General features: G+C 67.2%; 26 protein-coding genes. 3 read left to right on the plus strand and 23 right to left on the minus strand.

Going from position 1 to position 26,023, the window contains the following annotated elements:
• From AOZ53_RS15770 to glmS, 10 genes are all read right to left on the minus strand, one after another.
• A complete protein-coding gene (locus AOZ53_RS15770; RefSeq protein ID WP_054433820.1) occupies nucleotides 1–1,020 on the minus strand; it encodes a FecCD family ABC transporter permease in 1,020 nt (339 codons plus the stop codon).
• Nucleotides 1,017–1,958, minus strand: coding sequence for a Fe2+-enterobactin ABC transporter substrate-binding protein (gene fepB, locus AOZ53_RS15775; RefSeq protein ID WP_231690622.1), 942 nt, complete (start codon nucleotides 1,956–1,958; stop codon nucleotides 1,017–1,019). The genes AOZ53_RS15770 and fepB overlap by 4 nt, the downstream gene beginning before the upstream one ends.
• On the minus strand, nucleotides 1,955–4,174 hold the full coding sequence (locus AOZ53_RS15780) for a TonB-dependent siderophore receptor (protein ID WP_231690623.1): 2,220 nt from the start codon (nucleotides 4,172–4,174) through the stop codon (nucleotides 1,955–1,957). Before AOZ53_RS15780 ends, fepB begins: the two co-directional genes overlap by 4 nt.
• A 128-nt stretch (nucleotides 4,175–4,302) precedes the next feature.
• Nucleotides 4,303–5,154: an AraC family transcriptional regulator gene (locus AOZ53_RS15785; protein ID WP_197286493.1), complete on the minus strand. Its 852-nt coding sequence runs from the start codon at nucleotides 5,152–5,154 to the stop codon at nucleotides 4,303–4,305.
• Between the two features lie 188 nt (nucleotides 5,155–5,342).
• The gene (locus tag AOZ53_RS15790; protein WP_054488431.1) at nucleotides 5,343–6,116 is read right to left on the minus strand and encodes a hypothetical protein; all 774 of its coding nucleotides are present in this window, start codon (nucleotides 6,114–6,116) and stop codon (nucleotides 5,343–5,345) included.
• A 73-nt stretch (nucleotides 6,117–6,189) separates the two neighbouring features.
• Complete coding sequence (locus tag AOZ53_RS15795; RefSeq protein ID WP_197286494.1) at nucleotides 6,190–7,662, minus strand: methylenetetrahydrofolate reductase C-terminal domain-containing protein; 1,473 nt, start codon at nucleotides 7,660–7,662, stop codon at nucleotides 6,190–6,192.
• Between the two features lie 87 nt (nucleotides 7,663–7,749).
• The gene (locus AOZ53_RS15800; RefSeq protein ID WP_054488435.1) at nucleotides 7,750–8,259 is read right to left on the minus strand and encodes a flavin reductase family protein; all 510 of its coding nucleotides are present in this window, start codon (nucleotides 8,257–8,259) and stop codon (nucleotides 7,750–7,752) included.
• Between the two features lie 110 nt (nucleotides 8,260–8,369).
• Nucleotides 8,370–9,398, minus strand: a complete 1,029-nt coding sequence (locus AOZ53_RS15805) for a methionine synthase (RefSeq protein WP_180180076.1) — start codon at nucleotides 9,396–9,398, stop codon at nucleotides 8,370–8,372.
• 25 nt (nucleotides 9,399–9,423) lie between these two features.
• Entirely contained in the window at nucleotides 9,424–10,407 is a 984-nt protein-coding gene (locus AOZ53_RS15810) for a DUF1852 domain-containing protein (RefSeq protein WP_054488437.1), read from the minus strand.
• Between the two features lie 331 nt (nucleotides 10,408–10,738).
• On the minus strand, nucleotides 10,739–12,571 hold the full coding sequence (gene glmS / locus AOZ53_RS15815; RefSeq protein WP_054433807.1) for a glutamine--fructose-6-phosphate transaminase (isomerizing): 1,833 nt from the start codon (nucleotides 12,569–12,571) through the stop codon (nucleotides 10,739–10,741).
• Between the two features lie 151 nt (nucleotides 12,572–12,722).
• Here glmS and AOZ53_RS15820 point away from each other — a divergent pair, with 151 nt between their 5' ends.
• Nucleotides 12,723–13,214, plus strand: a complete 492-nt coding sequence (locus tag AOZ53_RS15820) for an Lrp/AsnC family transcriptional regulator (protein WP_054433805.1) — start codon at nucleotides 12,723–12,725, stop codon at nucleotides 13,212–13,214.
• Between the two features lie 9 nt (nucleotides 13,215–13,223).
• Here the strand turns inward: AOZ53_RS15820 and AOZ53_RS15825 are convergent, their stop codons facing one another.
• From AOZ53_RS15825 to AOZ53_RS15850, 6 genes are all read right to left on the minus strand, one after another.
• On the minus strand, nucleotides 13,224–14,285 hold the full coding sequence (locus tag AOZ53_RS15825) for a glycosyltransferase family 4 protein (RefSeq protein ID WP_054477436.1): 1,062 nt from the start codon (nucleotides 14,283–14,285) through the stop codon (nucleotides 13,224–13,226).
• Nucleotides 14,282–15,604, minus strand: coding sequence for a UDP-glucose dehydrogenase family protein (locus AOZ53_RS15830; protein WP_054433801.1), 1,323 nt, complete (start codon nucleotides 15,602–15,604; stop codon nucleotides 14,282–14,284). The genes AOZ53_RS15825 and AOZ53_RS15830 overlap by 4 nt, the downstream gene beginning before the upstream one ends.
• A gap of 123 nt (nucleotides 15,605–15,727) precedes the next feature.
• Nucleotides 15,728–17,119, minus strand: coding sequence for an MFS transporter (locus AOZ53_RS15835; protein WP_054488439.1), 1,392 nt, complete (start codon nucleotides 17,117–17,119; stop codon nucleotides 15,728–15,730).
• Nucleotides 17,116–18,489: a bifunctional UDP-N-acetylglucosamine diphosphorylase/glucosamine-1-phosphate N-acetyltransferase GlmU gene (gene glmU, locus AOZ53_RS15840; protein ID WP_054488441.1), complete on the minus strand. Its 1,374-nt coding sequence runs from the start codon at nucleotides 18,487–18,489 to the stop codon at nucleotides 17,116–17,118. Before glmU ends, AOZ53_RS15835 begins: the two co-directional genes overlap by 4 nt.
• 64 nt (nucleotides 18,490–18,553) lie before the next feature.
• Entirely contained in the window at nucleotides 18,554–19,333 is a 780-nt protein-coding gene (locus AOZ53_RS15845) for a PhaM family polyhydroxyalkanoate granule multifunctional regulatory protein (RefSeq protein ID WP_054488443.1), read from the minus strand.
• Between the two features lie 43 nt (nucleotides 19,334–19,376).
• Nucleotides 19,377–20,042 (minus strand): outer membrane lipoprotein, encoded by a 666-nt coding sequence (locus AOZ53_RS15850; protein WP_054460579.1) that lies wholly within the window; start codon nucleotides 20,040–20,042, stop codon nucleotides 19,377–19,379.
• A gap of 131 nt (nucleotides 20,043–20,173) precedes the next feature.
• Between AOZ53_RS15850 and AOZ53_RS15855 the strand changes: the two genes are divergently transcribed.
• Entirely contained in the window at nucleotides 20,174–20,395 is a 222-nt protein-coding gene (locus AOZ53_RS15855; protein WP_054433793.1) for a DUF3717 domain-containing protein, read from the plus strand.
• 39 nt (nucleotides 20,396–20,434) lie between these two features.
• On the opposite strand, the gene AOZ53_RS15860 is transcribed toward AOZ53_RS15855, so the two are convergent.
• Genes AOZ53_RS15860 through AOZ53_RS15880 form a run of 5 tightly spaced genes read right to left on the minus strand, consistent with a single transcriptional unit; the run spans nucleotide 20,435 to nucleotide 24,480 of the window.
• A complete protein-coding gene (locus AOZ53_RS15860; RefSeq protein WP_049070643.1) occupies nucleotides 20,435–21,040 on the minus strand; it encodes an SCO family protein in 606 nt (201 codons plus the stop codon).
• 18 nt (nucleotides 21,041–21,058) lie between these two features.
• Complete coding sequence (gene cyoE / locus AOZ53_RS15865; protein WP_006392377.1) at nucleotides 21,059–21,949, minus strand: heme o synthase; 891 nt, start codon at nucleotides 21,947–21,949, stop codon at nucleotides 21,059–21,061.
• Between the two features lie 13 nt (nucleotides 21,950–21,962).
• Nucleotides 21,963–22,997 (minus strand): COX15/CtaA family protein, encoded by a 1,035-nt coding sequence (locus tag AOZ53_RS15870; RefSeq protein WP_054488446.1) that lies wholly within the window; start codon nucleotides 22,995–22,997, stop codon nucleotides 21,963–21,965.
• A gap of 21 nt (nucleotides 22,998–23,018) precedes the next feature.
• On the minus strand, nucleotides 23,019–23,633 hold the full coding sequence (locus tag AOZ53_RS15875; protein WP_054433789.1) for an SCO family protein: 615 nt from the start codon (nucleotides 23,631–23,633) through the stop codon (nucleotides 23,019–23,021).
• A 49-nt stretch (nucleotides 23,634–23,682) separates the two neighbouring features.
• The gene (locus AOZ53_RS15880) at nucleotides 23,683–24,480 is read right to left on the minus strand and encodes an SURF1 family protein (RefSeq protein WP_054488447.1); all 798 of its coding nucleotides are present in this window, start codon (nucleotides 24,478–24,480) and stop codon (nucleotides 23,683–23,685) included.
• A gap of 36 nt (nucleotides 24,481–24,516) precedes the next feature.
• Here AOZ53_RS15880 and AOZ53_RS15885 point away from each other — a divergent pair, with 36 nt between their 5' ends.
• Nucleotides 24,517–24,717, plus strand: a complete 201-nt coding sequence (locus AOZ53_RS15885; protein ID WP_006392373.1) for a twin transmembrane helix small protein — start codon at nucleotides 24,517–24,519, stop codon at nucleotides 24,715–24,717.
• A 162-nt stretch (nucleotides 24,718–24,879) separates the two neighbouring features.
• Here AOZ53_RS15885 and AOZ53_RS15890 read toward each other — a convergent pair whose 3' ends face one another.
• Together AOZ53_RS15890 and AOZ53_RS15895 are read right to left on the minus strand one after the other, a co-directional pair.
• Nucleotides 24,880–25,755 carry a cytochrome c oxidase subunit 3 gene (locus tag AOZ53_RS15890; RefSeq protein WP_054433785.1) on the minus strand — a complete coding sequence of 292 codons (876 nt, stop codon included), beginning with the start codon at nucleotides 25,753–25,755 and terminating at the stop codon, nucleotides 24,880–24,882.
• Nucleotides 25,756–25,793: 38 nt separating this feature from the next.
• Nucleotides 25,794–26,018, minus strand: a complete 225-nt coding sequence (locus AOZ53_RS15895) for a DUF2970 domain-containing protein (protein ID WP_006392371.1) — start codon at nucleotides 26,016–26,018, stop codon at nucleotides 25,794–25,796.
• Between the last annotated feature and the right edge of the window lie 5 nt (nucleotides 26,019–26,023).

A 26,023-nucleotide genomic window follows, 5' to 3' on the forward strand; every position in this document is an offset into this window, starting at 1 on the left:
TCAGCCCATCCCGGCACGGCGCGCCAGCGCCACGAACAGCGGCCCGCCCAGCACTGCCGCCATGATCCCGGCGCTGATCTCGTCCGGCGCCGCGATCACGCGGCCCAGGGTATCCGCGGCCAGCAGCAGGCAGGCGCCCACCAGCGCGGCGCAGGGGATCACGCGGCGATGGCCGGGGCCACAGACATGGCGCGCCACGTGGGGCGCGGCCAGCCCGACGAAGGCGAGCGGGCCGGCGGCGGCGGTGGCCGCGCCAGCCAGCAACACAATGACGACGGCGGTCCCGATCCAGACCAGGCGCGGCCGCGCGCCCAGGGACTTGCCAAGGTCCTGTCCCAGCGCCAGCGCATCCAGCGCGCGCGCCAACGCCAACGCGCCCACCGAGCCCAGCGCCACGGCCGGCAGCACGGCCACCAGCACCTGGCCCGAACGCCCCTGCAACGAACCGACCACCCAATGGCGGAACTGATCGAAGACCCGCTCCTCGCTGTTGAGGGTGATGAGCTGCGTGACGGCCAGCAGGATCGCCGATATCGCCGCGCCGGCCAGAACCAGCCGCAGCGGATCGTGCGCGCGATGCAGCCCGCCGATCGCATAGACCAGCGCGCCGGCCGCCGCCGCGCCGGCAAAACCCGCCATCACCTGCCCCGCCGGCCCGTGCGCGGCGCCCAGCGCCATGGCGGCGGCGATCGCCGCAGCCGCGCCCGCATTGACGCCCAGCAGACCGGGATCGGCCAATGGATTGCGCGTCAGGGTCTGCATCAGCGCCCCGGCGACGCCGAGCGCCCCGCCCGCGACCAGCGCCAGCACGGTGCGTGGCAAGCGCAGATGGCGCAGCAGCAGGTGCTCGCTGTCACGCGCATCGAAGGCGGTGAGCGCGTGCTCCACCGTCGCCAGCGACAACGGCCGCGCGCCGACCATCAGGCTCGCCAACGCCAGCAGGGCGATCGCGATCATGCAGGCCGGCAGCAAGGTCCAGGCGAGGCGGCGGCGCGCGGCCGGCGGGTGCGGGAAGGTCATATGCCGAAGCGTTCGAGCAGAGTGTCGATGATCTGACCGGCGCTGTACGCATCGATGCGAAAGGCGTCGCGGCCAAGGCCGTAGACCTGCCCCGCCCGCACCGACGGCAGGTTGGCCAGCACCGGATCGCGCAGCAGGGCGCCGGCGCCCGCGGCGTCGGCGCGCAGCACGAAGGTGGTGCGCGCCGTCAGGCGCGTCAGCGCCTCGTAGGGCGCCCAGACGAAATCGCCCGGCGCGCCCAGCGCCACGTGCCAGGCCGGATCGGGCGCCTCGATGCGGAAGCCCAGCGAGGCCAGCAGGCGCGCATGCGGACTGGCGGGCGTGGCGATGGGATTATTGGTGCCCGGGCCGTTGTAGCTGACGATATTGGCGGCGCCCTCGGGAATGCGCAAGCGGGCGCGGGCCGCGGCGACCCGCGCGTCAAAGCCCGCGATGGCGCGCGTCGCTGCGGCCTCGATGCCGAGCGCCCGGCCCAGTTGCACCGCGAGCTCCTGCCAGGTCTGGTGGCTGTAATCGACCACGATGACCGGCGCGATGGCGCGCAGCGCATCGAGTTGCTCGCGCGCCGAGTCCGCGCCAGTGGCCGAGACGATGATGAGATCGGGCCGGGCCGCATACGCCGCTTCCAGGTCGACCTGCCCGGCCGGCCACAGCGGCTTGAGGCCGCGTTCGCGCGCGACCGCCGCCCATTGATCGAAAAAGCGGCCATTGGCGCCGCCGGCGCTGGCAATGAGCGGCGCGTCGATGGCCAGCAACGTGCCGCTGACCGTCACCGACGTCGACAGCACGCGCCGCGGGGCCACGGCCAGCGTGGTCTGCGTGCCATCGGCATTGTCGAAGCGCCGTGGCCAATCCGGCGCCGTCTCCGCCTGCGCCGACGCCCCCAGGCCCAGCGCGAGCGCCATCAGCCACGCGGCCAGTCGGCGGCGCGTCGTCACCACGACAGTCGCGCGGTCGCCATGACCGTGCGCCCGGTGCCGTAGTAGCACGAGGTGGCCGCCGAGCACGTGGCCACGTAGCGCTTGTCGGCCAGGTTGCTGCCATTGAGCGCCAACTGCAGGTTCATGCCGCCGATCTTGCCCGCGTCGTAGCGCAGGGCGGCATCGAACAGCGTGTAGGCCGGAATGTGCAGGTTGTTGGCCAGGTCGCCATAGGTCGCGCCGACATAGCGTACGCCCGCCCCCATGCCCAGGCCGGCCAGCGGACCGCCATGGAAGGTGTAGTCCACCCACATCGAGCCCATCCACTCGGGCACCCGGATCATGCGGTTGCCGGCATAGCCGTCGTTGTTGCGCACCACCTTCGAATCCATGCGCGTGACGGCGCCGATGACGCTCAGCCCCCGCAGCGGCGTGATGCGGCCCTCCAGCTCGACGCCGCGTACGCGCACCTTGCCGGTCTGTACCTGGTAGGCCTCGTCGGCCTCGTTGAGCGGATCGGCCGTCAGCACGTTCTGCTGCGACAGCTCGTAGGCCGACAAGGTGATCATGCCGTCGATGTGGCGCGGCTCGTACTTCAGGCCCGCCTCCCATTGCGTGCCGGTGGTCGGCTTGAAGGCGCTGCCCGCGCGCGTCGTGCCGCCCGTGGGCTGGAACGACTCCGAATAGCTGAAGTAGGGCGCCAGGCCGTTGTCGAACAGGTAGGTGACGCCGGCGCGACCCGTGAAGGCCTCGTCGCGGGTCACCTGGCGCACACCGGTCAGGCGGTTCAGGGAATCCATGCGCGTCCAGTCCTGCCGCCCGCCCAGGGTGAAGCGCCAGCGGTCCAGCGCAATCTGGTCCTGCAGGTACACGCCGTACTGCGAGTCGGTCTCGCGAGTGGACATCTGCTTGGCCAGCGTCGGCTCGAAATCGTAATGGGTATAGACCGGGTCGTACACATTGATGGCAATGACGGCCGGCGAAACGGTCGCGGCCTGGCGCAAGAAGGTCCAATCGGTCTTCTGCCAATCGAAGCCGGCGATCATCGTGTGGGTGAGCGGTCCGGTGCCGAACTTGCCCTCGATGCGCGTGTCGATGGTCTGCGCGTCGGAATCGCCTTCGCCCTGCACCGCGCGACGATTGAGGATGCGGCCGCCGATGAGCGTATTCAGGTTGGTGAGCGCGGCGCCGCGCACCCCGTTGCCCACCGTCGCGCGGTAGAGCGAATCCACGTGCGTGTAGCGCGCGTTCTGGCTGAACTTCCATGCGTCGTTGAACTGATGTTCGAGCTGCCAGCCGGCGGTCCAGATATCGCGGTTGTAGGTGTTCCAGTCGGGCTCGCCCAGGAACGTGGTGTTCTTGATGTAGCCCTCGGCGGCCGGCACCACCGTTCCCTGATAGGGCAGGAACTGGAAGGTGCTGCCGCCCCGATCCTTCTGGTACAGGCCGTGCAGCGTCAACCGTGTGGCGTGATCGTTGAAATACATCGTGGCGCTGGGCGCAATGAACCACTGCTCGTGGTCGGTGTGCTTGATCTGTGTCGCGCCGTCGCCATACAGGCCCACCAGCCGCCACAGCACGTTCTCGTCGCCGTTGGCGCCGCCCAGGTCGAACGCGGTCTGCCTGCGTCCGTGACCGTCGACCTGCAACTGCACCACCTGCTCTTCTCCCAGCGTCGGCAGCTTGCTGACCTGGTTCACCATGCCGCCCGGCGCCAACTGCCCATACAGCACGCTGGACGGGCCTTTCAACACCTCGACGCGCTCCAGGTTCCAGGTGTTGAACGAGGTCCGGTTCCAGCTCAGGCTGCTGTCCGACGGCGCGCGCAATCCATCGAGCATCACGTTCGCGCCGAAGCTGCCGGCATCGAAGCCGCGGATATAGAGATCATCGACCCGGTTGTCGATGCCCTGGCTCTCGGGCAATACACCCGCCGTGTAGCGGGTCGCCTCATTCAGGTTACGCACGCCGCGCAGGTCCATTTCGCGCCGCTCGATCACCGACACCGATTGCGGCACTTCGCGCAGCGGCGTGTCGGTCTTGGTCGAGCCGCCGATCGTCTCTGCGGGCCGGTAGGCATTGACCGTTACGGCTTCCAGGCTGACCGGTTCGTCGACCGCGAAGGCGACGCCAGCCTGCCCCGACAGGGCGAGCAACAGCGGATAGACTGCGCGGCGCCTGGCCGGACGAGCGGCGCGGCGGAAGGGGAGGCGCTTCGGCGCGAGGGCTGGCACGGGACTTCTCCTGCGAGTAAATAAGATTTGTTCTCACTGGAGTAGAGCATGGGGTGCCGATGCGCGTCGTTCGTGAAAACGGCGGATTTGTTCGCGCAAACGGCGATCTGCCGCCAGCGCCGGCGCCGCTACAGACGCGCCCGCACCTGTCGCGGCGTCAGGCCGAAATGGCGCCGGAACGCTGTCGAAAAACTGCCGGGATTGGCGTACCCGGCGATTGCCGCCGCCTGCGTCACGTTGATCCCCTCCGCTTCGAGCGCCTGGCGCGCCAGGCGCAGGCGTTCCTGCTGCAGGAAGTCGAATACCGTCATGCCCAGCGCCTGGCGGAAATGGCGCTGCAAGGTGGTGGGCGTGGTGTTCATATGGCGCGCGATCTGCTCGATGCTCAGGGGCTCGCCGGCGTGGCGCCGCAACCACTGCGTCAGGTCCACCATGCGGCGGCGCAGAACGGCGGGCTGCGGCGCCGGATCAGTCGCCTGCCCGGCTGCCCCGCCATCGAGCGACAACGCCTCGATGACCAATTCGATGGCGCGGCTTTCGAGATATAGGCCGGCGACCTGCCGCGGCAGCGACGGTGGATTCAGGAGCTGCTCGGCCAGCAGCCGGGCCCGTGTCGAGGCGCGCCAGCTGCGCGTGGCCAGATGGGGAACCCCATGTGGTGCGAGCGCCCGGGTCTCGCCAAACGATTCTTCCAGCCACTGCCGATTCACGCCGATGCTGACGCGGCGCGACGATTCACCGCCCAGCACCACTCGCCTGCATTCCTCGGGCTCGCGCAACGTCACCACCCCCGCGTCGACTCCTTGCCCGCGAGCCAGCCGCAGGACGCTGCGTCCGTAGCTGACGTCGATGCGGCCGTCGAGCACCAGCACGATCCGCAGATGATCATCGACCATCGCCAGCCCGGTCGACGCGTCGCTATCGGTCTCGCAGGCCAGTTGCAGGCTCAGGCCGGAGCGCAAGTGGTGGATCTTCCGCAAGGGCGGCGCGCCGGTGGCACCGGGCGCGCCAGACAGAACGCTAGCCATGGGAGCATGGCGGCCCCGGAAGGTCTTCCAGGCCGCACCGTATCAATGAAAACGATTCTCATTGTATTTTTCGGATGTGAACCTGGCAAGCGTCGACGCCTGTTGTCGCGGGCGGTTCGGTTCGCCCGCCATTTCCGCGCCTACTCTACCCGAACCGATTTGACCGTCATGGTAGTCACCGACCTGGCCGTCGCGATCTCGGCGGTAATGGTGAGGCCGAATCGGCGCAGGAAGACGTAATGCAGCTTGCGGACCGGCACGCCGTTCTCGCTGGTCTCGACGCAGTTCACATCGAGCGCCTGCCCCGGGATCTGCGTCAGGACCCGGCTGGCGGGATAATCCGTGCCGCTGGCGCAGGTGAGCGTTTGCCTGGGCCCGGCCCGCCGCCCTTCCCATCCGCCCTCGCTCTCGAGCGTGAACCGGGCATTTTCCGGCGGATTGGCCAACACATCGCCCGGCCATTGCTGGATGTCGCGCACCATCCAGCGCGGCGGCACCTGCGCGGCCTTGAATCCGCCGGCCTGATGGATCAGCAGCGCCAGGCTGCGATAGTTGAGCGCCAACACGTAGTTGACCGGCAGGCCATTGAGCTTGCCGATATAGATACTGCGCAACGTGCCATCGTCGCGGTCATTGTGGAACGTCAACTCATACTCGCTGTCCACCGCGACGTGGTCGATGCCGACGGTATGCTGGGTGCCCGTCAGGCGCAAGACGCGAAACCCCATGGGCTGCGTGCCCGCCGCCGGCAGCCTGGCCCGCACCGCGGGCGGCAGGGCATCGGGCGACAGGGTGCGCGTGGTGTAGCCATCGGCATTGAGCGCGACTTCGCGGGTCGACACAGGTTGCGCGCAGCCCGCCAGCACGGCAACGGCCGCCACCGCGGCCAGTCGGGAAATCGCTTCGGTACGCATGGGATGGGCTCCACTTCAGGCAACAGGCAGGCAAACGCCAAGGCGTGGTGCATTCTGAGGGAGCATCGAGGCGTCAACCAGACTTTGGCAACGATTGGCAATCATTGCCCGGCGTCGGATCCTCCGGCTTGAACCATTCGGGCCACGAGCTGCGATGCCGGTCGCCCGCTTCGATACCGGGAATCAATGTCTGCGCCAGCGCAGGCAACTGATCCGCGGACTTGGCGATCCGATACTTGACGCTGTGCACGCATTCCCGGTCGCCGAATTCGCACCGATTGAGCCGAGTGCCGCCGCAGGGGCCGTTCGCCAGCCCTTTGGGACAGGTCTCGGGGCAGACATAGAGCGTGTCCTGCAAGCGGCAGGTGCCACAGGTGTCACAACCGACCAGCGGCCGCTTGAGCGTCCGTTCGACCGCGTGCAGCGCCTGCGCCGCCACGCCGGTCTTCCAGAACGGCCGCGTCACACTCCAGCCAAAGGCGCTGCCGAGCCATCCCGTGCGATTGAAGAGCTGTTCATGCACCGTGGAAAGCAGCGCATAGCGCAAGCGCTCCCCAGGCGTGGCGGCGACATCGGACTGCCCCAGCTCCCACGTGTCAATGTCAGGGGCGAAGCCTGCCTGGGGCATGCCGGGCATCCGCCAACTCGCCTGCCATCGCTGCGCCCAGTCGGACAGCGAGGTCACCGCATCGCGTTGCTCGGCGATCGCCTGCTCCAGCAACAGCAGTTCGTCCAGCGTATGCACCCCGGACAGATGCACACCGGCATAACCCATCCATTGCAGGCCCACGATCTGCAACGCCAGCCGCTCGAGGCTGCGCGCGCTGGCATGGGCGGGTGATATCTGTTGCTCCCTGCCCAGCAATTCGCGCATGGCGTCGGTGATGACGATGCCGGGCACGTCCTGCAACGCCGCCGCGCGCCTGTGGGTCAGCTGCATCACGCAGGCCAGCATGGGTTTGACGCGGCCCTGGGCGCGCATCCAGGCCTGGGCCTCGAGATGCTTGGCGGCGTCGAAACCCAGCTGCAGGGTCAGGAAATCCGCGCCCGCCAGCAGTTTCTTCTGCGCCTTCAGGTACTGCGCGGCGCCTTCTTCCTCGCGGTATTTGAATGGGTTCAACGCGGCGCCCAGCAGCCAGTCCGGGCCGTGCTCGCGGGCAATCTGCAGCGCGGGCACCGACTCCAGATAGCGCACGGGCGCCCGTCCCGGATCATGGCCCGGCAGGCGGTCCCCACTGAGCAGCAGCAGTTGCGACAGGCCCCGCGCCTGCATCGCGTCCATCTGGCGCAGCAGGTCGGCACGCGCGCGATCCTTGCCTGAAAAGTGCAGCAGGGATGAAGCCGGATCGCCCAACGCGCCGGCCCCTTGCAGCGGGCTCAGGTCAGAATGCAGGCCGACACGATCGGCGAAGGCCGGCAGCAACGGCCAGCCGGCCAGGCGCCCGCGCCGCACGATCCGTTCGAGCGCGGCCTGGCGCGCGGGCGCATGCTGGGGAATGATCTCCAGCACGCAGGCGAAGCGTCTTTCGCCCAGCGCCTGTTTCAATGAACTCAAGACAGCTCGATACCGTGTCGATCAAAGGGCGCCGCGCGACCTCAGGCTACCAAGGGTGCGGCCAGCGGCGATACGCGTTCACGCCGCGCCGTGCGCGGCGATGTTGCGATATTGCCCCTTGAAATACAGCAGTGGCTGCGTGGCGGCGGTTTCCTGCAGATCCAGCGCCTTCACTTCGCCAATCACGATCACGTGATCGCCCGCGGCGTGTTCCGCATGGATCTCGCAATCGATCCAGTGCAGGCTGCCGGCAATGAGCGGATTGCCCAGCGGCGATTCCTGCCAGTCGATGCCGCGCCACTTGTCCGTGCCGCGCCGGGCGAACTGGTTGGACACCTCGACTTGCGCTTCCGACAGGATGTTGACGGCGAAACGGCCGGCCTGGCGAATCTTCGGATAGCTGGCCGAGCTGGACATCACGCTGAACGACACCAGCGGCGGACTCATCGACACGCTGTGGAACGACTGGCAGGTGAAGCCGATCGGCTCGCCATCGATGTGCGTGGTGACCACCGTGATGCCGGACGCGTAGTGCCCGAGCGCTTCACGAAAGCGCAACGGCTCGATGGCGGGACTGAGGAGTGACATAGTAGGTACTGCCGAATACTGGCGACGGGGCGCAGCGCGAAAGCGCTACGGAAGGCCTTGCGAGTCTGGCCGTCGCAAGCAGCTTGCGACGGCCATTTGCCGTCTCGAAATCAGTTCGAGAGTTCGTTGCGGACGATCTCCGCGCCTGCGCTCAGGGAGCTCAGCTTGGCGCGTGCGATCGCGCGAGACAGCGGGGCCATGCCGCAGTTGGTGCAAGGATAGAGCTTGTCGGCATCCACGAACTTGAGCGCCTTGCGCAGGGTGTTGGCCACTTCCTCGGGCGTTTCGACGGTATTGCTCGCCACGTCAATGGCGCCCACCATCACCTTCTTGCCGCGGATGAGCTCGATGAGCTCCATCGGCACGTGGGAGTTGTGGCACTCCAGCGAAACGATGTCGATATTGGACTTCTGCAGCTTGGGGAAGGCTTCTTCATATTGCCGCCATTCCGAGCCCAGCGTCTTCTTCCAATCCGTATTGGCCTTGATGCCATAGCCATAGCAGATGTGGACCGCGGTTTCGCACTTCAGTCCTTCGATGGCGCGCTCCAGCGTGGCGACGCCCCAGTCATTGACCTCGTCGAAGAAGACGTTGAACGCGGGTTCGTCGAACTGGATGATGTCGACGCCGGCCGCCTCGAGTTCCTTGGCTTCCTGGTTCAGGATCTTGGCGAATTCCCAGGCCAGCTTTTCGCGGCTCTTGTAGTGATCGTCGTACAGCGTATCGATCATCGTCATGGGACCCGGCAGGGCCCATTTGATCGGCTGCTTGGTCTGCTGGCGCAGGAACTTGGCATCCTCGACAAAGACCGGCTTGCGGCGGGCGACGGCGCCCACCACCGTCGGCACGCTCGCATCGTAGCGATCACGGATGCGAACGGTCTTGCGGTTCTCGAAATCCACGCCATCGAGGTGCTCGATGAACGTCGTCACGAAATGCTGGCGCGTCTGTTCGCCATCGCTGACGATGTCGATGCCGGCGTGCTGTTGTTCCTGCAGCGACAGGCGCAGGGCATCCTGTTTGCCCTCGATCAGTCCGCCATCCTGCAATTTCCAGGGCGACCACAGGGTCTCGGGTTCTGCCAGCCAGGAAGGTTTGGGCAGGCTGCCGGCGGTGGAGGTGGGAAGCAATTTTTTCACGATAAGACCTGATGCTCTTTATTAATCAATGAGGGGTAGCCGCGGACCACTGCTCGAGAACCGCCTGATACGGTTTGATGAAGTTTTCCTCGACAAACTTGCCCTGCTCGACAGCCAGCCGGCTACGTTCTTCCCGATCGTAGACAATGCGCGTCAGGGAATAATCCTGGTGCTTCAGGCTCGGCTGATAGGACTTCCCCGCGGCCGAGTTGGCGTTGTAGATCTCGGGCCGATAGATCTTCTGGAAGGTGTCCATCGTGCTGATGGTGCTGATCAGCTCGAGATTGGTGTAATCGCCCAGCAGATCGCCGGTGAAGTAGAAAGCCAGCGGCGCGGCGCTGTTCGGCGGCATGAAGTAGCGAACCTTCATGCCCATTTTCTTGAAATACTCGTCCGTCAGCGAATATTCATCCTGCAGGTATTCGACGCCCAGCACGGGATGCTGATTTTCGGTGCGCTGGTAGACCTTGCTGCTCGACACGCTCAGGCAAATGACGGGCGCCTTGCTGAAGTTCTCTTTGTAGGCGCTCGAGTTCACGAAGCTCTTGAAGAGCTTGCCGTGCAGGTCGCCGAAATTCTCCGGCGCGCTGAATGCGGGCTGGTTCTTGTTGTGCTCCAGCAGCAGCACGCTGAAATCGTAATCCCGCACGTAGGAGGAAAAGTTGTTCCCCACGATGCCTGCGAAACGCTCATTGGTTTTCCGGTCGAGAATGCTGGTCTTCAGCACTTCGATCAGCGGCAGGCCATTGCCGCTGCTTTCGCCCTCGATATTCAGCTCGACGGAAATGATTTCAAGGTTGACGGCATAGCGGTCGCCCTTGGGATTGTCCCAATGCGCCAGGGCATTGAAACGATTGTCGATCATCGCCAGCGTGTTGCGCAGGTTCTCTTGACGGCTCGCGCCTCTGGCCAGATTGGCGAAGTTGGTCGTGATTCGCGTATTGTCCGCGGGACGATAATCCTCGTCGAAACAAATGCTCTTGATGGCAAATGTGAACTCTTTACTCATTCTGATCCGGCGCCCAAATTTCTGAAATAAAACCCGCGACTGTTTCCTGCTTTTCAGTAATTTCCAATGCTTTTTTGGATTTTTTTGATTTAGCAGTATTGACACTGTCAACATTCGGGTCGTATTTTATGTCGCGCCTTCCATGAATAAAAATGATTTTATTTCGATCAAATCATTAGTTCGGCTCATGATCCGGCGGGCGCGCACGAGACCTGGCAAACGGTCCTTGGCGGCCCCGCTTGGCGGCCCCGGAAACGACAAGGGGAAGCCGGTCCGGCTTCCCCTCATCAATTCAACGCGTTCTTGGCCAACGGCCTTGTTCGGACGCGGCTTACTCCACCGTCACGCTCTTGGCCAGGTTGCGCGGCTTGTCCACGTCGGTGCCACGGGCGCAGGCCGTGTGATACGACAGCAGCTGCAGCGGCACCGTGTGCAGGATCGGCGACAGCTTGCCGTAGTGCTCGGGCATGCGGATCACGTGCATGCCTTCGGCGCTCTGGATCTTGCTGTCGGCATCGGCGAACACGTACAGCTCGCCGCCGCGCGCGCGCACTTCCTGCATGTTGGACTTCAGCTTTTCCAGCAACTCGTCCTTGGGCGCGATGGTGACCACGGGCATGTGCTCGGTCACCAGGGCCAGCGGGCCGTGCTTGAGTTCGCCGGCCGGGTAGGCCTCGGCGTGGATGTAGCTGATTTCCTTGAGCTTGAGCGCGCCTTCCAGCGCGATCGGGTAGTGCATGCCGCGGCCCAGGAACAGCGCGTTTTCCTTGGAGGCGAAGCGGTCGGCCCACGCCATGATCTGCGGCTCCAGCGCCAGCACCGAGCCGATGGCCACGGGCAGGTGGCGCAGCGCCTTCAGGTGCTCGGTCTCCTGCTCCTCGGTCAGGCGGCCGCGCACCTGCGCCAGCGCCAGCGTCAAGAGGAACAGCGCGGTCAGCTGCGTGGTGAAGGCCTTGGTCGAGGCCACGCCGATTTCGACGCCGGCGCGGGTGATGTACGACAGCTTGCACTCGCGCACCATGGCGCTGGTCGACACGTTGCAGATGGTCAGCGTGTTTTCCATGCCCAGCGAACGGGCGTGCTTGAGCGCGGCCAGGGTGTCGGCGGTCTCGCCCGACTGCGAGATCGTGACCACCAGCGAGCGCGGGTTCGGCACGCTGTCGCGGTAGCGGTATTCGCTGGCGATTTCGACGGCCACCGGGATCTTGGCGATCGATTCGATCCAGTACTTGGCGGTCAGGCCGGCGTAGTAGCTGGTGCCGCACGCCAGGATCAGCAGCGAGTCGACGTCCTTGAAGATCTTGTAGGCGTCGTCGCCGAACAGTTCGGGCGTGATGGACTCGATATCCTGCAGCGTGTCGCCGACGGCGCGCGGCTGCTCGAAGATTTCCTTCTGCATGTAGTGGCGATAGGGGCCGAGTTCGGCCGCGCCCGTGTGCACGTGCACCGTGTGCACCTCGCGCTTCACGTCCTTGCCGTTGGCGTCCACGATCCAGACGCGAGCCAGCTGCAGGTCGACGACGTCGCCGTCTTCCAGGTAGATGATCTGGTCGGTGGTGCCGGCCAGCGCCAGCGCGTCCGAGGCCAGGAAGTTCTCGTTCTGGCCCACGCCCACCACCAGCGGCGAGCCCTGGCGCGCGCCAACCACGCGGTGCGGTTCGTCGCGGCAGAACACGGCGATGGCGTAGGCGCCATGCAGGCGGCGCACGGCATTCTGCACGGCCTCGAACAGGTCGCCCGCGTAAAGGTGGTTGACCAGGTGCGCGATCACTTCGGTGTCGGTCTGGCTTTCGAACACGTAGCCCACGGCCTGCAGCTCGGCGCGCAGTTCGTCATGGTTCTCGATGATGCCGTTGTGCACCAGCGCGATGCGCGGCTCGTCGTTGCCCAGGCGCGAGAAGTGCGGGTGGGCGTTGTGCGTGGCGGGCACGCCGTGCGTGGCCCAGCGGGTGTGGGCGATGCCGGTGAAGCCTTGCAGGTGGTCCTGGGCGACCTGTTCGGCCAGCTCGGCCACGCGCTGGGTGCTGCGCGTGCGGCGCAGGTGGCCGTCGGCATACACGGCGACGCCGCAGGAGTCATAGCCACGGTATTCCAGCCGCTTCAGGCCTTCGACCAGGATCGGGGTGATGTCGCGCTGGGCGACGGCGCCAACAATGCCGCACATAGGAGAGACTCCGGAAAGTTCGAGTACGGAACGCATTGTGCGCGCAGCGCCAAGAAATTTGATTTCTTTATCTGCTCAGATTTGACAGTTTATTCACTTACATATTTGTGATTAAATAATATTTCATGAATAACGGATTGGTGAATTAATCATGCAAAATCCGCCGCTTTCCCACCCCGAACTGGATGATCTGGACCTGCGCATCCTGGAACAGCTGCAGGACGACAATTCGCTGACCAACCAGGAACTCGCCTCGCGCGTGCATGCCTCGCCGCCGACCTGCCTGCGGCGGGTGCGGCGCCTGGTGGAAGAAGGGGTGATTGCGCGCCAGGTGGCCATCCTGGCGGCCGAGAAGCTGGGCAGCACGCTGACCGCCATCGTCGAGATCACGCTGGACGTGCAGGCGGCCGAAAGCCTGGACGCCTTCGAACAGATCATGCTGGCCGAACCGGCGGTGCTGCAGTGCTACCGCGTGTCGCCGGGGCCGGATTTCGTGGTGATCGCGCAGGTCCGGGACATGCCGGCCTATCACGCGCTGGCGCACCGCGCCTTCACCGCGCACGCCAACGTGCGCAACGTGCGCACGTTCTTCTCGGTGCATCGCGCCAAGTTCGAGACCCGCATCGACCTGCGGGCGCCATAGCGACGCGCCTCAGCGGGCCGCCAGCAACCGCTCGAACTGCGCCAGGTAACGGTTGCCCATCTTCTGCACGTCGTGCTCGTCGCGCACGTAGTCATAGGCACGGTCGGTGATCTCCTGGCGGAACGCGGCATCGTCCAGGCAACGCGCCATGCCCTGCGCCATGGCATGGAAATCGGCCACCGCGCACAGCACGCCGCGGCCATCGGCCAGGCTTTCCTTCAAGCCGCCGGCGTCGGTGGACACCACCGGCACGCGCTGCAGGAAGGCGTCCAGCACGCTGCTGCCCAGCGCCTCTTCCTCGGAGCTCATGACGAAGACGTCGAGGATGCTGTAGAAATCCTCGACGCCCTTGCGAAAGCCCGCGAAGCGGTAGACGTCCTCGACGCCCAGCGCGCGCGCCTCGTCGCGCGCCTGCTGTTCGCGGTCGCCGCCGGCGCCGAAATGCAGGAAGACGAAGTCGCGCCGCGTCCTGGCCAGTTCGGCCACCGCGCGCACCAGCGTCACCGGATCCTTGTCGCGGATCAGCGCGGCCGACGTGGCCATGACCTTCTTGCCTTCCAGATCGAACTCGCGCACCAGCGCGGCGACGTTCGCCTGGTTGATCTGGTGCGGCTCGACCGCGCTGCGGATGATGACCGGGTCCAGCCCCAGGCGCCGCGGCTCGCTGGCCGCCATGTCGCTGATCGCCACGAACAGGTCGGTGTGGCGCCACTTGTAGCCGGTCTTCCATTCCTCGTTCGGCTTGACCACGAACGAGGTGCGGCGCGAGAACGCCACCGGGCGCCGGTGCAGCCACTTGGTCAGCACCGCCCAGGTGATGGTGTTGGCGGTCTGGGCATGGATGATGTCATAGCCGCTGCCCGCGCGCGCCAGAAACGCCAGCTGCGCCGGCACGTTGCGGACGGTGTGCGCCACGAAGCCCTCCTGGCGCACGCGTTCGGCCAGCGGGCCGCCTTCGCGGCACAGCACTTCGACCTGGTGGCCGGCATTGCGGAAGGCGCGCATGCAATACAGCGTCTGCCGCTCGCCGCCGCGCCAGCCCTTCTCGAAGTTGAGCTGCAGGATCTTCATGCGCGGCCGATGCCCGAGTACTCGAAGCCCTGGGCGCGCACGTCGGCCGGCGTGTAGAGGTTGCGGCCGTCGATGATGAGCGGGGTCTTGAGCAGGGCCTTGACGCGGTCGAAGTCGGGCGCGCGGAAGACCTTCCATTCCGTGGCGATCAACAGCGCGTCGGCGCCGTCGAGCGCGTCGTACATGTCGGTGGCGAAGCTCACGCCGGCCTGGCCGGCCAGCACGCGGCCGGCCTCGTGCATGGCCACCGGGTCGTAGGCGCGCACACTGGCGCCGCGCCGCGTCAGCTCGGCGATCACGGTCAGGCTGGGCGCCTCGCGCATGTCATCGGTATTGGGCTTGAACGACAGGCCCCACAGCGCGAACTTGCGGCCGCTCAGGTCCTCGCCGTAGCGCGCCACCAGCTTTTCCGACAGGCGGAACTTCTGCGCGTGGTTGGCGGCCTCGGCCGCCTCGATGACGCGCATCGGCAGCGCATTCTCGGCGGCGGTGTTGACCAGCGCCTGCACGTCCTTGGGGAAGCACGAGCCGCCGTAGCCGGCGCCCGGATACAGGAAGTGGTAGCCGATGCGCGGATCGGCGCCGATGCCGCGGCGCACCTGCTCGATGTCGGCGCCCAGCGCCTCGGCCAGGTTGGCCATCTCGTTCATGAACGAGATGCGGGTGGCCAGCATGGCGTTGGCGGCGTACTTGGTCAGCTCGGCCGAACGCACATCCATCACCATCAGGCGATCATGGGTGCGCTGGAACGGCTCATAGATACGGCGCATGACGCCGATGGTGTAGTCGTCGTCGGCGCCGACGATGACGCGGTCCGGGCTCATGAAGTCGTTGATCGCCGCGCCTTCCTTCAGGAATTCGGGATTGGACGCGACGCTGAACGGCACCTCGACGCCGCGCGCGGCCAGCTCCTGCTCGACCGCGGCGCGCACCTTGTCGGCGGTGCCGACCGGCACGGTGGACTTGTCCACGATCAGCTTGCGGGTGGTCATGTGGCGGGCGATGTTGCGGGCCGCGGCCAGCACGTACTTCAGGTCGGCCGAGCCGTCCTCGCCCGGCGGCGTGCCGACGGCGATGAACTGCACGTCGCCGAACGCCACGCTCTGCGCCACGTCATCGGTGAAATGCAGCCGGCCGGCCTGCACGTTGCGCCGCACCAGGTCTTCCAGGCCCGGCTCGTAGATCGGAATGCCGCCCTGGCGCAGCAGGGCGATCTTGGCCGCGTCCACGTCCAGGCACATGACGTCGTTGCCCATGTCGGCCAGGCACGCCCCCGACACCAACCCTACGTAACCGGTACCCACGACCGTGATCTTCATGCCTGAACGCCTTAAAAATAGGTAATCATCGCGCCGGGGCATCCCACCCCAGCGCCGGTCGCCATTATAGAAGCGGGCCGGCCGGCGGGTCTGGCGCCGCCCGGCCCGGGAACGGAGGGCGCGCTACGGCGCCCGCAGCTTGCTGAAGCGCACCGTGTTCACCACCACCGCCAGGGCGGCACAGATCGTGCCCAGCACCAGGGCCAGTCCGGGGCCATGCGCCACGCTGACGCTGAAGGCGATCGCCACCAGCGCGGTGCCGAAACTCTGCCCGAACACCCGGGTGGTGGCCTGCAGGCCGCCCGCCGCGCCGCTGCGCGAGCGCGGGGCGGCCGACAGCATGGCGCGGTTGTTGGGCGTCTGGAAGAAGCCGAAGCCCACCCCGGCCACGAACATGCCGGCCATGATCGGCACGTTGCCCACGGCCGCCGGCAGCGCCGCCAGCCACAGCATGCCCACCACCATGGTGGCCGCGCCCACGCCGCTCAGGGTGGCGGCGGAATAGCGGTCCGACAGGCGGCCCGCCACTGGCGCGATCAGCGCCGTGCCCACCGGCCAGGCGCCCATCAGCAGGCCGACCTCGAGATACGGCCGGCCCAGCACCTGCTGGAAATAGAACGGCAGCGACACATACGACGCCATCTGCGCCGCGAAGGTGCAGGCCGACGCCCCCACCGCGAACGCCAGCGGCCGGATGCGCAGCAGGTCCACCGGCACCAGCGGCGCGGGCTGGCGGCTGGCGCGGCGCACCAGCACCAGGCCCGCCACGGCCGCGATCGCCACCAGGCCGATGCCGCGCAGCAGATCCTCGCCCATCATGTCGATGCCGGTGATGAACACGCCCAGCGTCGCCATGCACAGCAGGGCGCTGATCCCGTCCAGCTTCACGTCATTGCGCGGCACCTCGGGCAGGTGACGCAGGCCGAACATGGCCAGCACGCAGATCGGCAGGTTGACCGCGAAGATCCACGGCCACGGCGCCACCGACAGAATCGCCGAGCCGATGGTCGGCCCCAGCACCGACATCACCGCCACCGTGGTGGCGTTCAGGCTGATGCCCCGGCCCAGCATCTTGAGCGGATAGATGTTGCGCACCAGGCCGCCGAACAGACACATCAGCGTCGCCGCGCCCACGCCCTGGAACACCCGCGCCAGCGTCAGCTGCACCAGCGTGCCGGCCAGCGCGCAGCCCAGCGAGGCCAGCGTGAACAGCACCAGCCCGAAAGTGAACATGCGGCGAAAGCCGATGCGCTCGGCCAGCGCCGACAGCGGCAGCAGCATCATCACCACCGCCAGGTTGTAGGCGTTGACCACCCACACCGCCTGCGCCGGCGACGCGTTCAGGTCGGCGGCGATGGTCGGCAGGGCGACATTGGCGATGGTGGTGTCCAGCACCGACAGGCTGATGCCCGTCATGACGGTCGCCGCGGCCCAATAGCGGCGCGGGACCGGCAGGCCGTCCGGCGCGGCGGGCCTGGCGCCGCCGGCCGGGGTTTCAGACGCCGGCGGCGTCACGACTTCTTGACCGGCCGTTGCCAACCGTCGATGGTGAGCTGCTTGACGCGTGACACCGTCAGTTTCTCGGCCGGCGCATCGCGGGTCAGGGTGGTGCCGGCGCCCAGCGTCGCGCCGCGGCCCACGCGCACCGGGGCCACCAGCTGCGAGTCCGAGCCGATGAAGGCGTCGTCCTCGATGACGGTGCGGTGCTTGTTGACGCCGTCGTAGTTGCAGGTGATGGTGCCCGCGCCCACGTTCACGCGCGCGCCGATGGTGGCGTCGCCGATGTAGGCCAGGTGATTGGCCTTGCTGTCGACGCCCAGCACGCTCTTCTTGATCTCGACGAAGTTGCCGACGTGGGTGCGATCGCCCAGTTCGGCGCCCGGACGCAGGCGGGCGTACGGACCGATGCGCGCGTCGCCGCCGACCTGGGCTTGCTGCAGGTGGCTGAAGGCCTCGATCTGCGTGCCCGCGCCGATGCTCACATCGCGCAGCACGCAATGCGGGCCCACCCGCACGCCGTCGGCCAGCGTCACCCGGCCCTCGAACACGCAGCCGACGTCGATGAACACATCACGGCCGCAGGTCAGCGTGCCGCGCACATCGAAACGCGCGGGATCGGCCAGCGTCACCCCGGCCTCGAGCTGGCGGCGGGCCTGTTCGGCCTGCCAGCGGCGCTCCAGTTCGGCCTGCTGCACGCGGCTGTTCACGCCCAGCGTTTCCCACGACGCGCCCGGCTGGGCGGCGCCCACCGGCACGCCGTCGGTAACGGCCAGGCCGACCACGTCGGTCAGGTAGTACTCGCCCTGGGCGTTGTTGTTGTCGATGCGCGAGAGCCAGTCCTTGAGCTTGGCGGTGGGCGCGACCAGGATGCCGGTGTTGACTTCCTTGATGGCGCGCTCGGCCTCGGAGGCATCCTTGTGCTCGACGATGCGGCAGACGTTGCCGGCGGCGTCGCGCACGATGCGGCCATAGCCGGTGGAGTCGGCCAGCACTTCGGTCAGCACCGCCGCGCCGGCGCCGCGCGCCCGCAGCAGGCCGCGCAGCGTCTCGGGCTGCACCAGCGGCACATCGCCGTACAGCACCAGGGTCACGTCGTCCTGGCCATCGCCTTCGAGCAATTGCGGCACGGCCTGCTGGACCGCATGGCCGGTGCCCTGCTGCGGCTGCTGCAGCGCGAAGCGCAGATCGTCCTGTCCGGAGAAGGCCTGCTTGACGCGATCGGCGCCATGGCCGACCACCACGATGACGCGGGCCGGCTCCAGCTGGCGGGCGCTGTCCAGCACGTGGGCCAGCATGGGTTTGCCAGCCAGGGTGTGCAGCACCTTGGGCAGGTCCGACTGCATGCGCTTGCCGAGTCCGGCGGCGAGAATCACTACATTAAGCATAAGTTCCGGTGTATCGAAATCGCCCGGGGGCCGACGCGGCGGCCCCGGATCTGGATTGAAAAAATCAGGGCTTGCCGCTGGCAGGCCCGGTGTTCTTGGCGGCCGGCTTGCGCGCGGTCTTGCGGGCGGGCTTGGCGACCGTCTTGGCGGCCTTGGCCGCCGGGGCGGCCGCGGCCTGCGGACCACCCGGCTTGGCCTTGGGCTTGTCGGCCTCGGGCGCCGGCTGGCTGCCGGGCATCGATGCGGCCGTGGCCGCCGCGATCTGGTTGAACTGCTGTTGCAGCAGGTCCCACCAGGCCTTGGAGGCCGACTGCGCCGCCGCGCCCATCTGCTCGCTCATGCCGGGCTGGGCGCCAGCCGCGCCGCCGTCGGCCTCGGGCGCCTTGGCCTCGGCCTTCGCCGCGCCCGCGGCCTCTTGCGACGCGCCTTTCGGCGCGCTCTTGGCGGCGGGCGCCGGTTTCAGGCCCAGCACCACTTCCAGCGGCGACGCCGCCCCGCTTTCGCGCATGGCGCCCAGGTCCAGGTTGGCGGCCGAGTCGACGAAGGCGCGCAGGGTGCTGATGGTGGAACGCTGCACTTCCATGCCCTGGATCGTGCTGGACAGCATCGACAGGTTCATGCGCAGCCAGTTTTCCACCGAACGCAGTTCCGCGATGCGGCGGTCCAGGTCTTCCAGGTTCATCGGCGGCGCCATCGGCAGGCTGCTCGCCAACCCGCCCGGGCCAGTCAGGCCGGCCCAGGCCTGGCGCATCATTTCCATGCTGGCCAGCAGCGGATTGCCCGACAGGTCGGCATTCTGGCCCATGCCGGGCAGGACGAACGGGTTGCTGTGTTGGTCGCTCATTCCTGGTTTCCCATAGATCGCAAAGGGCTGCCGGCCGGCACGGTCATCCCGGCAGCAGCTGGTTATTCTCCACGCGCACGTGGTCGCCGGACGCAAACGCGAACGGCTGCGCGCTGCGGAACTGGCGCGTGCTGCCGTCGTTCATGCGGACCGTGAGCTCATAGTGCGTCACCGTTTGTTGCTGCCTGATATTACGCTCAACTTCACGGCCTGCCAAAGCGCCGCCCACCGCGCCCAGCACGGTCAGCGCGGTCTTGCCGCTGCCGCCGCCGAACTGGTTGCCGACCACGCCGCCGGCCACCCCGCCGGCGATGGTGCCGACCAGGTGGTCGCTATTGTCCTTGACCGGCACCTGAACCTGGCGGATGGTCTCCACCACGCCGCAGGTGCGGCAGGCCTGCGCCGCCGGCGGCGCGGCCGGCGCGGGCCGGCCCTGGGCCTGGGGCTGCGCCTGGGCAGCGGGCGGCCGCGCGCCCGGGGCTTGCGGCTGGCCGGGGGCTCCAGGCTGGGCCGGCGCCAGGTTGGCGTTTTCGGGGCCGGCCTGCGCCAGCGCGGGATCCTCGGGGTGCGGCGTAGCCGACGGCGTGGGCAGCCAGCCGAGCACGGCGGCGACGCCGACCGAGCACATGACGATGACCGCGATGGCGGCGGCCGAAACCAGCGGATGCAGGCCGCGGCGGGCGGAATCGGACTGGACGGGATTATTCATGACGATGCTCCATCGTTACTAACCGGCAGTGGTATAGCACCCGGATGCGGTTTCGGCATGTTGCGATGGTGACGCTTCATTGCTGCACCAATGCGATTGGACAGCCCCTGGCATTCGTGGACAATAGGGCCATGGATGCCATTACCTTGCCCCAGATCGAAGCGGCCATCAACTACTGGCGCAACGTCTCGCCGTCGGTCGGCGACGAATCACGCCTGTGCCCCGAGGCGGCCGCGCTGGCCGCCCCCTACGCCTTGATGATCATGTCGCACCGCCGCGAACTGCCCGCGGCCGAACTCGGCGACAAGGCGCGCGATGCGCTGGCCCGCTGGAGCGCGGCAGCCGGCGCCTAGCGCCACGCGGTCGCGGCCCGCCGCCGGGCCGCCCGGCGATCAACCCTTGAGCAGGGCCTGGATGTCGTGCACCAGGGCATCGACCCCGATGTTGTTGTTGGCCAGCACCCGCGATTCGCCCTTGCCGTCGAGCAGGTAGAACGCCGCGGTGTGGTCCATGGTGTAGTTGCCGTCCTTGGTCGGCGCCTTGGCGTAATAGGCCTTGAACGAGGCCGCCGCCTTCTTCACCTGGTCCGGCGTGCCGGTCAAACCCAGAAAACGCGGGTCGAACGCCGTTACGTATTGCTTGAGCACTTCCGGCGTGTCGCGCTCGGGATCGACGGTGATCAGCAGCACCTGCACGCGGTCGGCGTCCGGGCCCAGCTTCTTCATCACCTCGGTCAGTTCGGCCAGCGACGTCGGGCAGACGTCCGGGCATTGCGTGAAGCCGAAGAACACCACCACCGCCTTGCCGGCGAAGTCCTGCAACGTGCGCGTCTTGCCGTTGTAGTCCGACAGCTCCAGGCCGCGGCCCAACTGGGTGCCGCTGATGTCGCTGCCCTTGAATTGGGGCGCGTTGTCGCCGCAGGCGGCCAGGGCGGCGGTGAAAGCGGCGGCCGTGGCCAGGCGCAGGGCCAGGCGCCGGCTGGCGGAAAATACGGACATCGACTTATCTCCAGGGGGTCAGATCAGCGCGACCCAGTGGTCCACCAGCAGGGCGCCGAACAGCAGCGCCAGGTAGAGGATGGAAAAACGGAACATGCTTCGCGCCAGCTCGTCGCTGTAGTTGCGGTACAGCCGCCAGGCGTACGACACGAACATGCCGCCCAGCACCAGCGCCGACGCCAGGTACAGCGCGCCGCTCATGCGGATCGCGGTGGGCAGCAGCGTGGTGGCGACCAGCGCGATGCTGTAGAGCAGGATCTGCAGGCGGGTGAACTGCTGGCCATGCGTCACCGGCAGCATCGGCAGGCCGGCCTTGACGTAGTCATGGTTGCGGTACAGGGCCAGCGCCCAGAAGTGCGGCGGCGTCCAGATGAAGATGATCAGCACCAGCAGCCAGGCTTCGGCCGGCACGGAATCGGCCACCGCCGCCCAGCCCAGCGCGGGCGGCATGGCGCCCGACAGGCCGCCGATGACGATGTTCTGCGGCGTGCGCGGCTTCAGGATGATGGTGTAGATGACGGCGTAGCCGACGAACGTGGCGAAGGTCAGCCACATGGTGAGCGGGTTGACCAGCGTGTACAGCACGAACATGCCGGCGCCGCCCAGCAGGCCGGACAGGCTCAGCACCTGGAAGGCGGAAATGGTGCCGCGGGCGGTGGCGCGCCGCGCCGTGCGCAGCATGCGGGCGTCGACTTCCTGCTCGATCAGGCAGTTGATGGCGAAGGCGGCGGCCGCCAGCAGCCAGATGCCGAGGGTGCCGAACAGCACGCGGCGCATGTCCGGCACGCCCGGCACCGCCAGGAACATGCCGATCACCGCGCAGAACACCGCCAATTGGGTGACGCGCGGCTTGGTGAGAACGAAATACTGGCGGAGCAATCCGGATTGGGGAGCGGCAAGACTGGTCATCATGCACCCTATTTTAAACGCGCACCGAATTGGGGCCGTAGCCCCTGGCCGGTGCCCCGCCCGCAGTGGACAGGCGCACCATCAGGACCACCGCGGCCAGCGTCAGGCCGGCGGCCCCGCCATTGTGCAGCACCGCGATCAACAAAGGCCACTGGAAGAAGATCGTCGTCAGGCCGGTCAGCAACTGGGCCCCCAGCAGCGCCAGCATCAGCGTGGCCGGCCCGCGCAGGCCGCGGTCGGCCCGCAGGCGCCAGGCCAGCACGCCCAGGTAGGCGAACACGACGAAGGCGAAATTGCGGTGCACCCAGTGGATCGCCGTCAGCGCCGGCTGCGAGATCATTTCCCCGGACGGCAGTTCGCCCAGTCCGCGGATGATCGAGTAGCCACCATGGAAGTCCATGTCCGGCACCCATTTGCCGTGGCACATGGGGAAATCCATGCAGGCCAGTGCCGCGTAATTGGTGCTGACCCAGCCTCCCAGCGTCACCTGGATCAGCAGCAGCACGAAGCCGCCGATCACCCAGGGCTTGAAACGCCGCGCCGCGGCGGCCACCGCATGGTGCGGGCGTTCGCGCGCCGACAGCCAGGTCATCAGCGCCAGCACCGACAGGCCGAACACCAGGTGCGCCGTGACCACGGCGGGCATGAGCTTGTGCGTCACAGTCCAGGCGCCGAACGCGCCCTGCACGCACACGGCCACCAGCGTCGTCACCGCCAGGGCCGGCGAGCGGCCCAGTTCGCGGCGGTAGCGCCAGGCCATGTAGACGATGCCGATGATCAGCATGCCCAGGATCGAGCCGACGTAGCGGTGGATCATCTCGATCCAGGCCTTGGACAGCGTCACCGGCCCGAACGGCATGGCCTGCGAGGCCTCGTGGATATCGCCCATCGCCCCCAGCGGCGTGACGCTGCCGTAGCAGCCGGGCCAGTCCGGGCAGCCCAGGCCCGAGTCCGTCAGGCGCACGAAGGCGCCGAACATGATCAGGTCCAGCGTCAGGAACCAGGTGAAGAAGACGAGTTTGCGATACCGCGCTTTGATGCGTTCCATGGAAATCAACTAAATACCGATTCAACCGATGCGCGAGTTATAGACCAGCTTGCTGATGTCCTTGCGCACCTTCACGCCGTCGGCGTCGGCGGGATACTGCATCATCAGGTTGCCCAGGGGATCGATCACCCAGATCGGCGCCTGCAAACCGGGCTGGCCGGCCGCGGCGTCGCGCGCCAGCAGGAAGCGCGCCAGCTGGTCCGGATCGGCGCGCAGCATGATCGTGCCCTGGTAGGCCTCCAGCACCTTGTCCGGCACCGGGCCGTCGTCGGTGATGAACCAGACCCGCGCCAGGCGGTCGACGTTCTTGCCCTGGCTGGCGTGGGTGTTGCGGGTGATGTAGAGCTTGCGGGCGCAGCTTTCCGGGCAGGCCGCGCCGTCGGCCGCGACCAGCAGCCATTTGCCCTTCAAGGTCTGCAGGTCGAACGGCTTGCCGTCCAGCGTGGTCAGCTTGAGCGCCGCGGGCGCCGGCACGGGCCGCTGCGGCTCGACCAGCTGGCCGTAGTTGCTGGCGTCGGCCGGCCACCATTGCGGATTCATGTAGACCACGAAGGCCGCCACGATCGGCGCCAGCGTGCACAGGAACACCAGCACCATGGGCGTCAGCGAGCGCCGGGCGGGTTGGGAAGCAGTCATGTCGCGAGCCACGTTGATTCGGAATCCTGTTGTCGGGAAAGGCGGCCGCTCAGGCCGCCGGGTCGTTGGCCGTGCGTTGGCGCATGCGCTTGATGGCGCCCCCCAGCACCACCAGCCACGCGATCGCGGCGAACAAGGCAAAAGAGAACCACTCTACCGCGTAGACCGTGTTCTGCTGGAAATTCACCGACGGCTGCGGCCAGTCGTGCACCAGGCCGTCGTCCTGGCCCAGGCCGAACTGGCTCACCACCGTGGGCAGCAGGGTCAGGCCGGTGGCGCGCGCCAGGGCGTCCAGCGGCAGGTTCTGCACCTGCGGCACGGCGCCGCCGGCCGCGGGCAGCGTGGCGGGCAGGCTGGAGGCATCCTGGCCGCCCAGCGACCACAGCTCGAACATGCGCGGCACGCGCGGCGACAGCTCGCCCTTGATGATCTGCTCGCCCTGGGGCGTGGCCGGCAGCGCCGGCGCGCCCTGGCCCTGGATCACCCGGGGCAGCCAGCCGCGCAGCACCAGCACCGCGGTGCGCTTGTCGGCGTCCAGCAGCAGCGGCGTGGCCAGCCAGTAGCCGGGCCGGCCGTCATGGTTGCGGTTGTCCAGCAGTACACTGAATTGCGGCAGCCACGTGCCGCTGGCCTGCGCCACGCGCCACGGCTTCATGTCGGCCGGCGCGGTCGAGGGCGCCAGCTGCAGCGGCGCCTGGTTGCGGCCGGCCTCGATAGCCGCCAGAATGTCGCGTCGCTCGTCGGCGCGCCGCAGTTGCCATTGGCCCAGCGACGCCAGGATCACCACGGCGATCCCCAGCAGGAGCAAGGCGGCTACCGTGTAGCGGGTTGAATGCGGTCGGGCCATTTGTCTTCAATACATTCGATTTGTCCGGAGACCATCATGCGCGTTTTCGTCGTACTGGCCTTCATCGGGATTCTGGCCAGTCTGGCATCCGCCCTGGTCTACCTGATGCGGGACAAAGGCAGCACCAACCGCACGGTCAATGCGCTGACGGTGCGCATCGGCCTGTCGGTGGCCCTGTTCCTGTTCGTGCTGTTCGCCCACCACATGGGCTGGATCGAAAGCACCGGTCTTAGATAGGCCCGCGTCCGGCCGGTTCCCGCCAGATGCCGGCGGGTCCGGCCCTATTGGAACACGACCGCCCTGAAACGAAGGGCGAGGCCCGCGGCGCCGGTGTTGCCCGGCGGCCCGCCAGCCTCGCCCCGTGTCCCGCCAGTCGGCCCGGCAACGCCGGGCCCCGCCTCAGAACCAGTAGACGAACAGATACAGGCCCAGCCACACCACGTCCACGAAGTGCCAGTACCAGGCGGCGCCTTCGAAGCCGAAGTGATGGTCGGCGGTGAAATGGCCGCGCATCAGGCGGATCAGGATGACCGTCAGCATCGTGGCGCCCAGGATCACGTGGAAGCCGTGGAAGCCGGTCAGCATGTAGAACAGCGAACCGTAGGCGCCCGAATTGAACTTGAGGTTCAGCTCGGTGTACGCGTGGTGGTATTCAGCGGCCTGGCAGGCCACGAAGATGAAACCCAGGATGACCGTGGCGGCCAGCCAGAACATGGTCTTGCCGCGATGGTTCTCGCGCAGCGCGTGGTGGGCGATGGTCAGCGTCACGCCCGAGCTCAGCAGCAGCGCGGTGTTGATCGTCGGCAGCCAGAAGGGGCCCACGGTCTGGAAGTGCTCGACCACGCCGGCCGGACCGAAGTTGGGCCACACCGCCTGGAAGTCGGGCCACAGCATCAGGCGGTGGTCCATGTCGCCCAGCCACGGCGTGGTGATGGTGCGCACGTACCAGAGCGCGCCGAAGAACGCCGCGAAGAACATCACTTCCGAGAAGATGAACCAGCTCATGCCCCAACGGTACGACCCGTCGATGCGCTTGCTGTTCATGCCGGCCTCGGATTCCTGGATGGCGTCGCCAAACCAGTAGTACAGCACCACGATCAGCGCGATGAAGCCGGCCAGCACCGACCACTTGGCCCAGCTCACGCCGTTGATCCAGCCCGCGGCGCCCAGGCCCATGAGCAACAGCGCCACGGCCGTGCGCACGGGATGCCCCGAATCGGCGGGCACGTAGTAATAGGGTGCCTCTTTACCTTGAACCGAGTGGCTTGCACTCATGGCTTTCTCCCTGGTACTGATTTATAGAATTAAGTGATTCAAGTCAGGCTGGATACCGCCCAACGCACAATTAACACCAGCACGGTCACGAAGATCGCCGCCGCCAACAATCCCGCCACGATCACGTGCACGGGATTGAGCCTGGCGCTGTCCTCGCGGTAGCCCGCGCCCTTGCGGACGCCGAAAAACCCCCACGCCACCGCCTTCATCGTCTGAAGGAAACTCAGCTTGCGCTGGGCGGATTCACGCAGGTCGTCGCTCATGGTTC

Origin of the sequence: Achromobacter sp. 2789STDY5608621, from assembly GCF_001299375.1 — a bacterium.
Lineage (GTDB): Bacteria > Pseudomonadota > Gammaproteobacteria > Burkholderiales > Burkholderiaceae_B > Achromobacter > Achromobacter insuavis.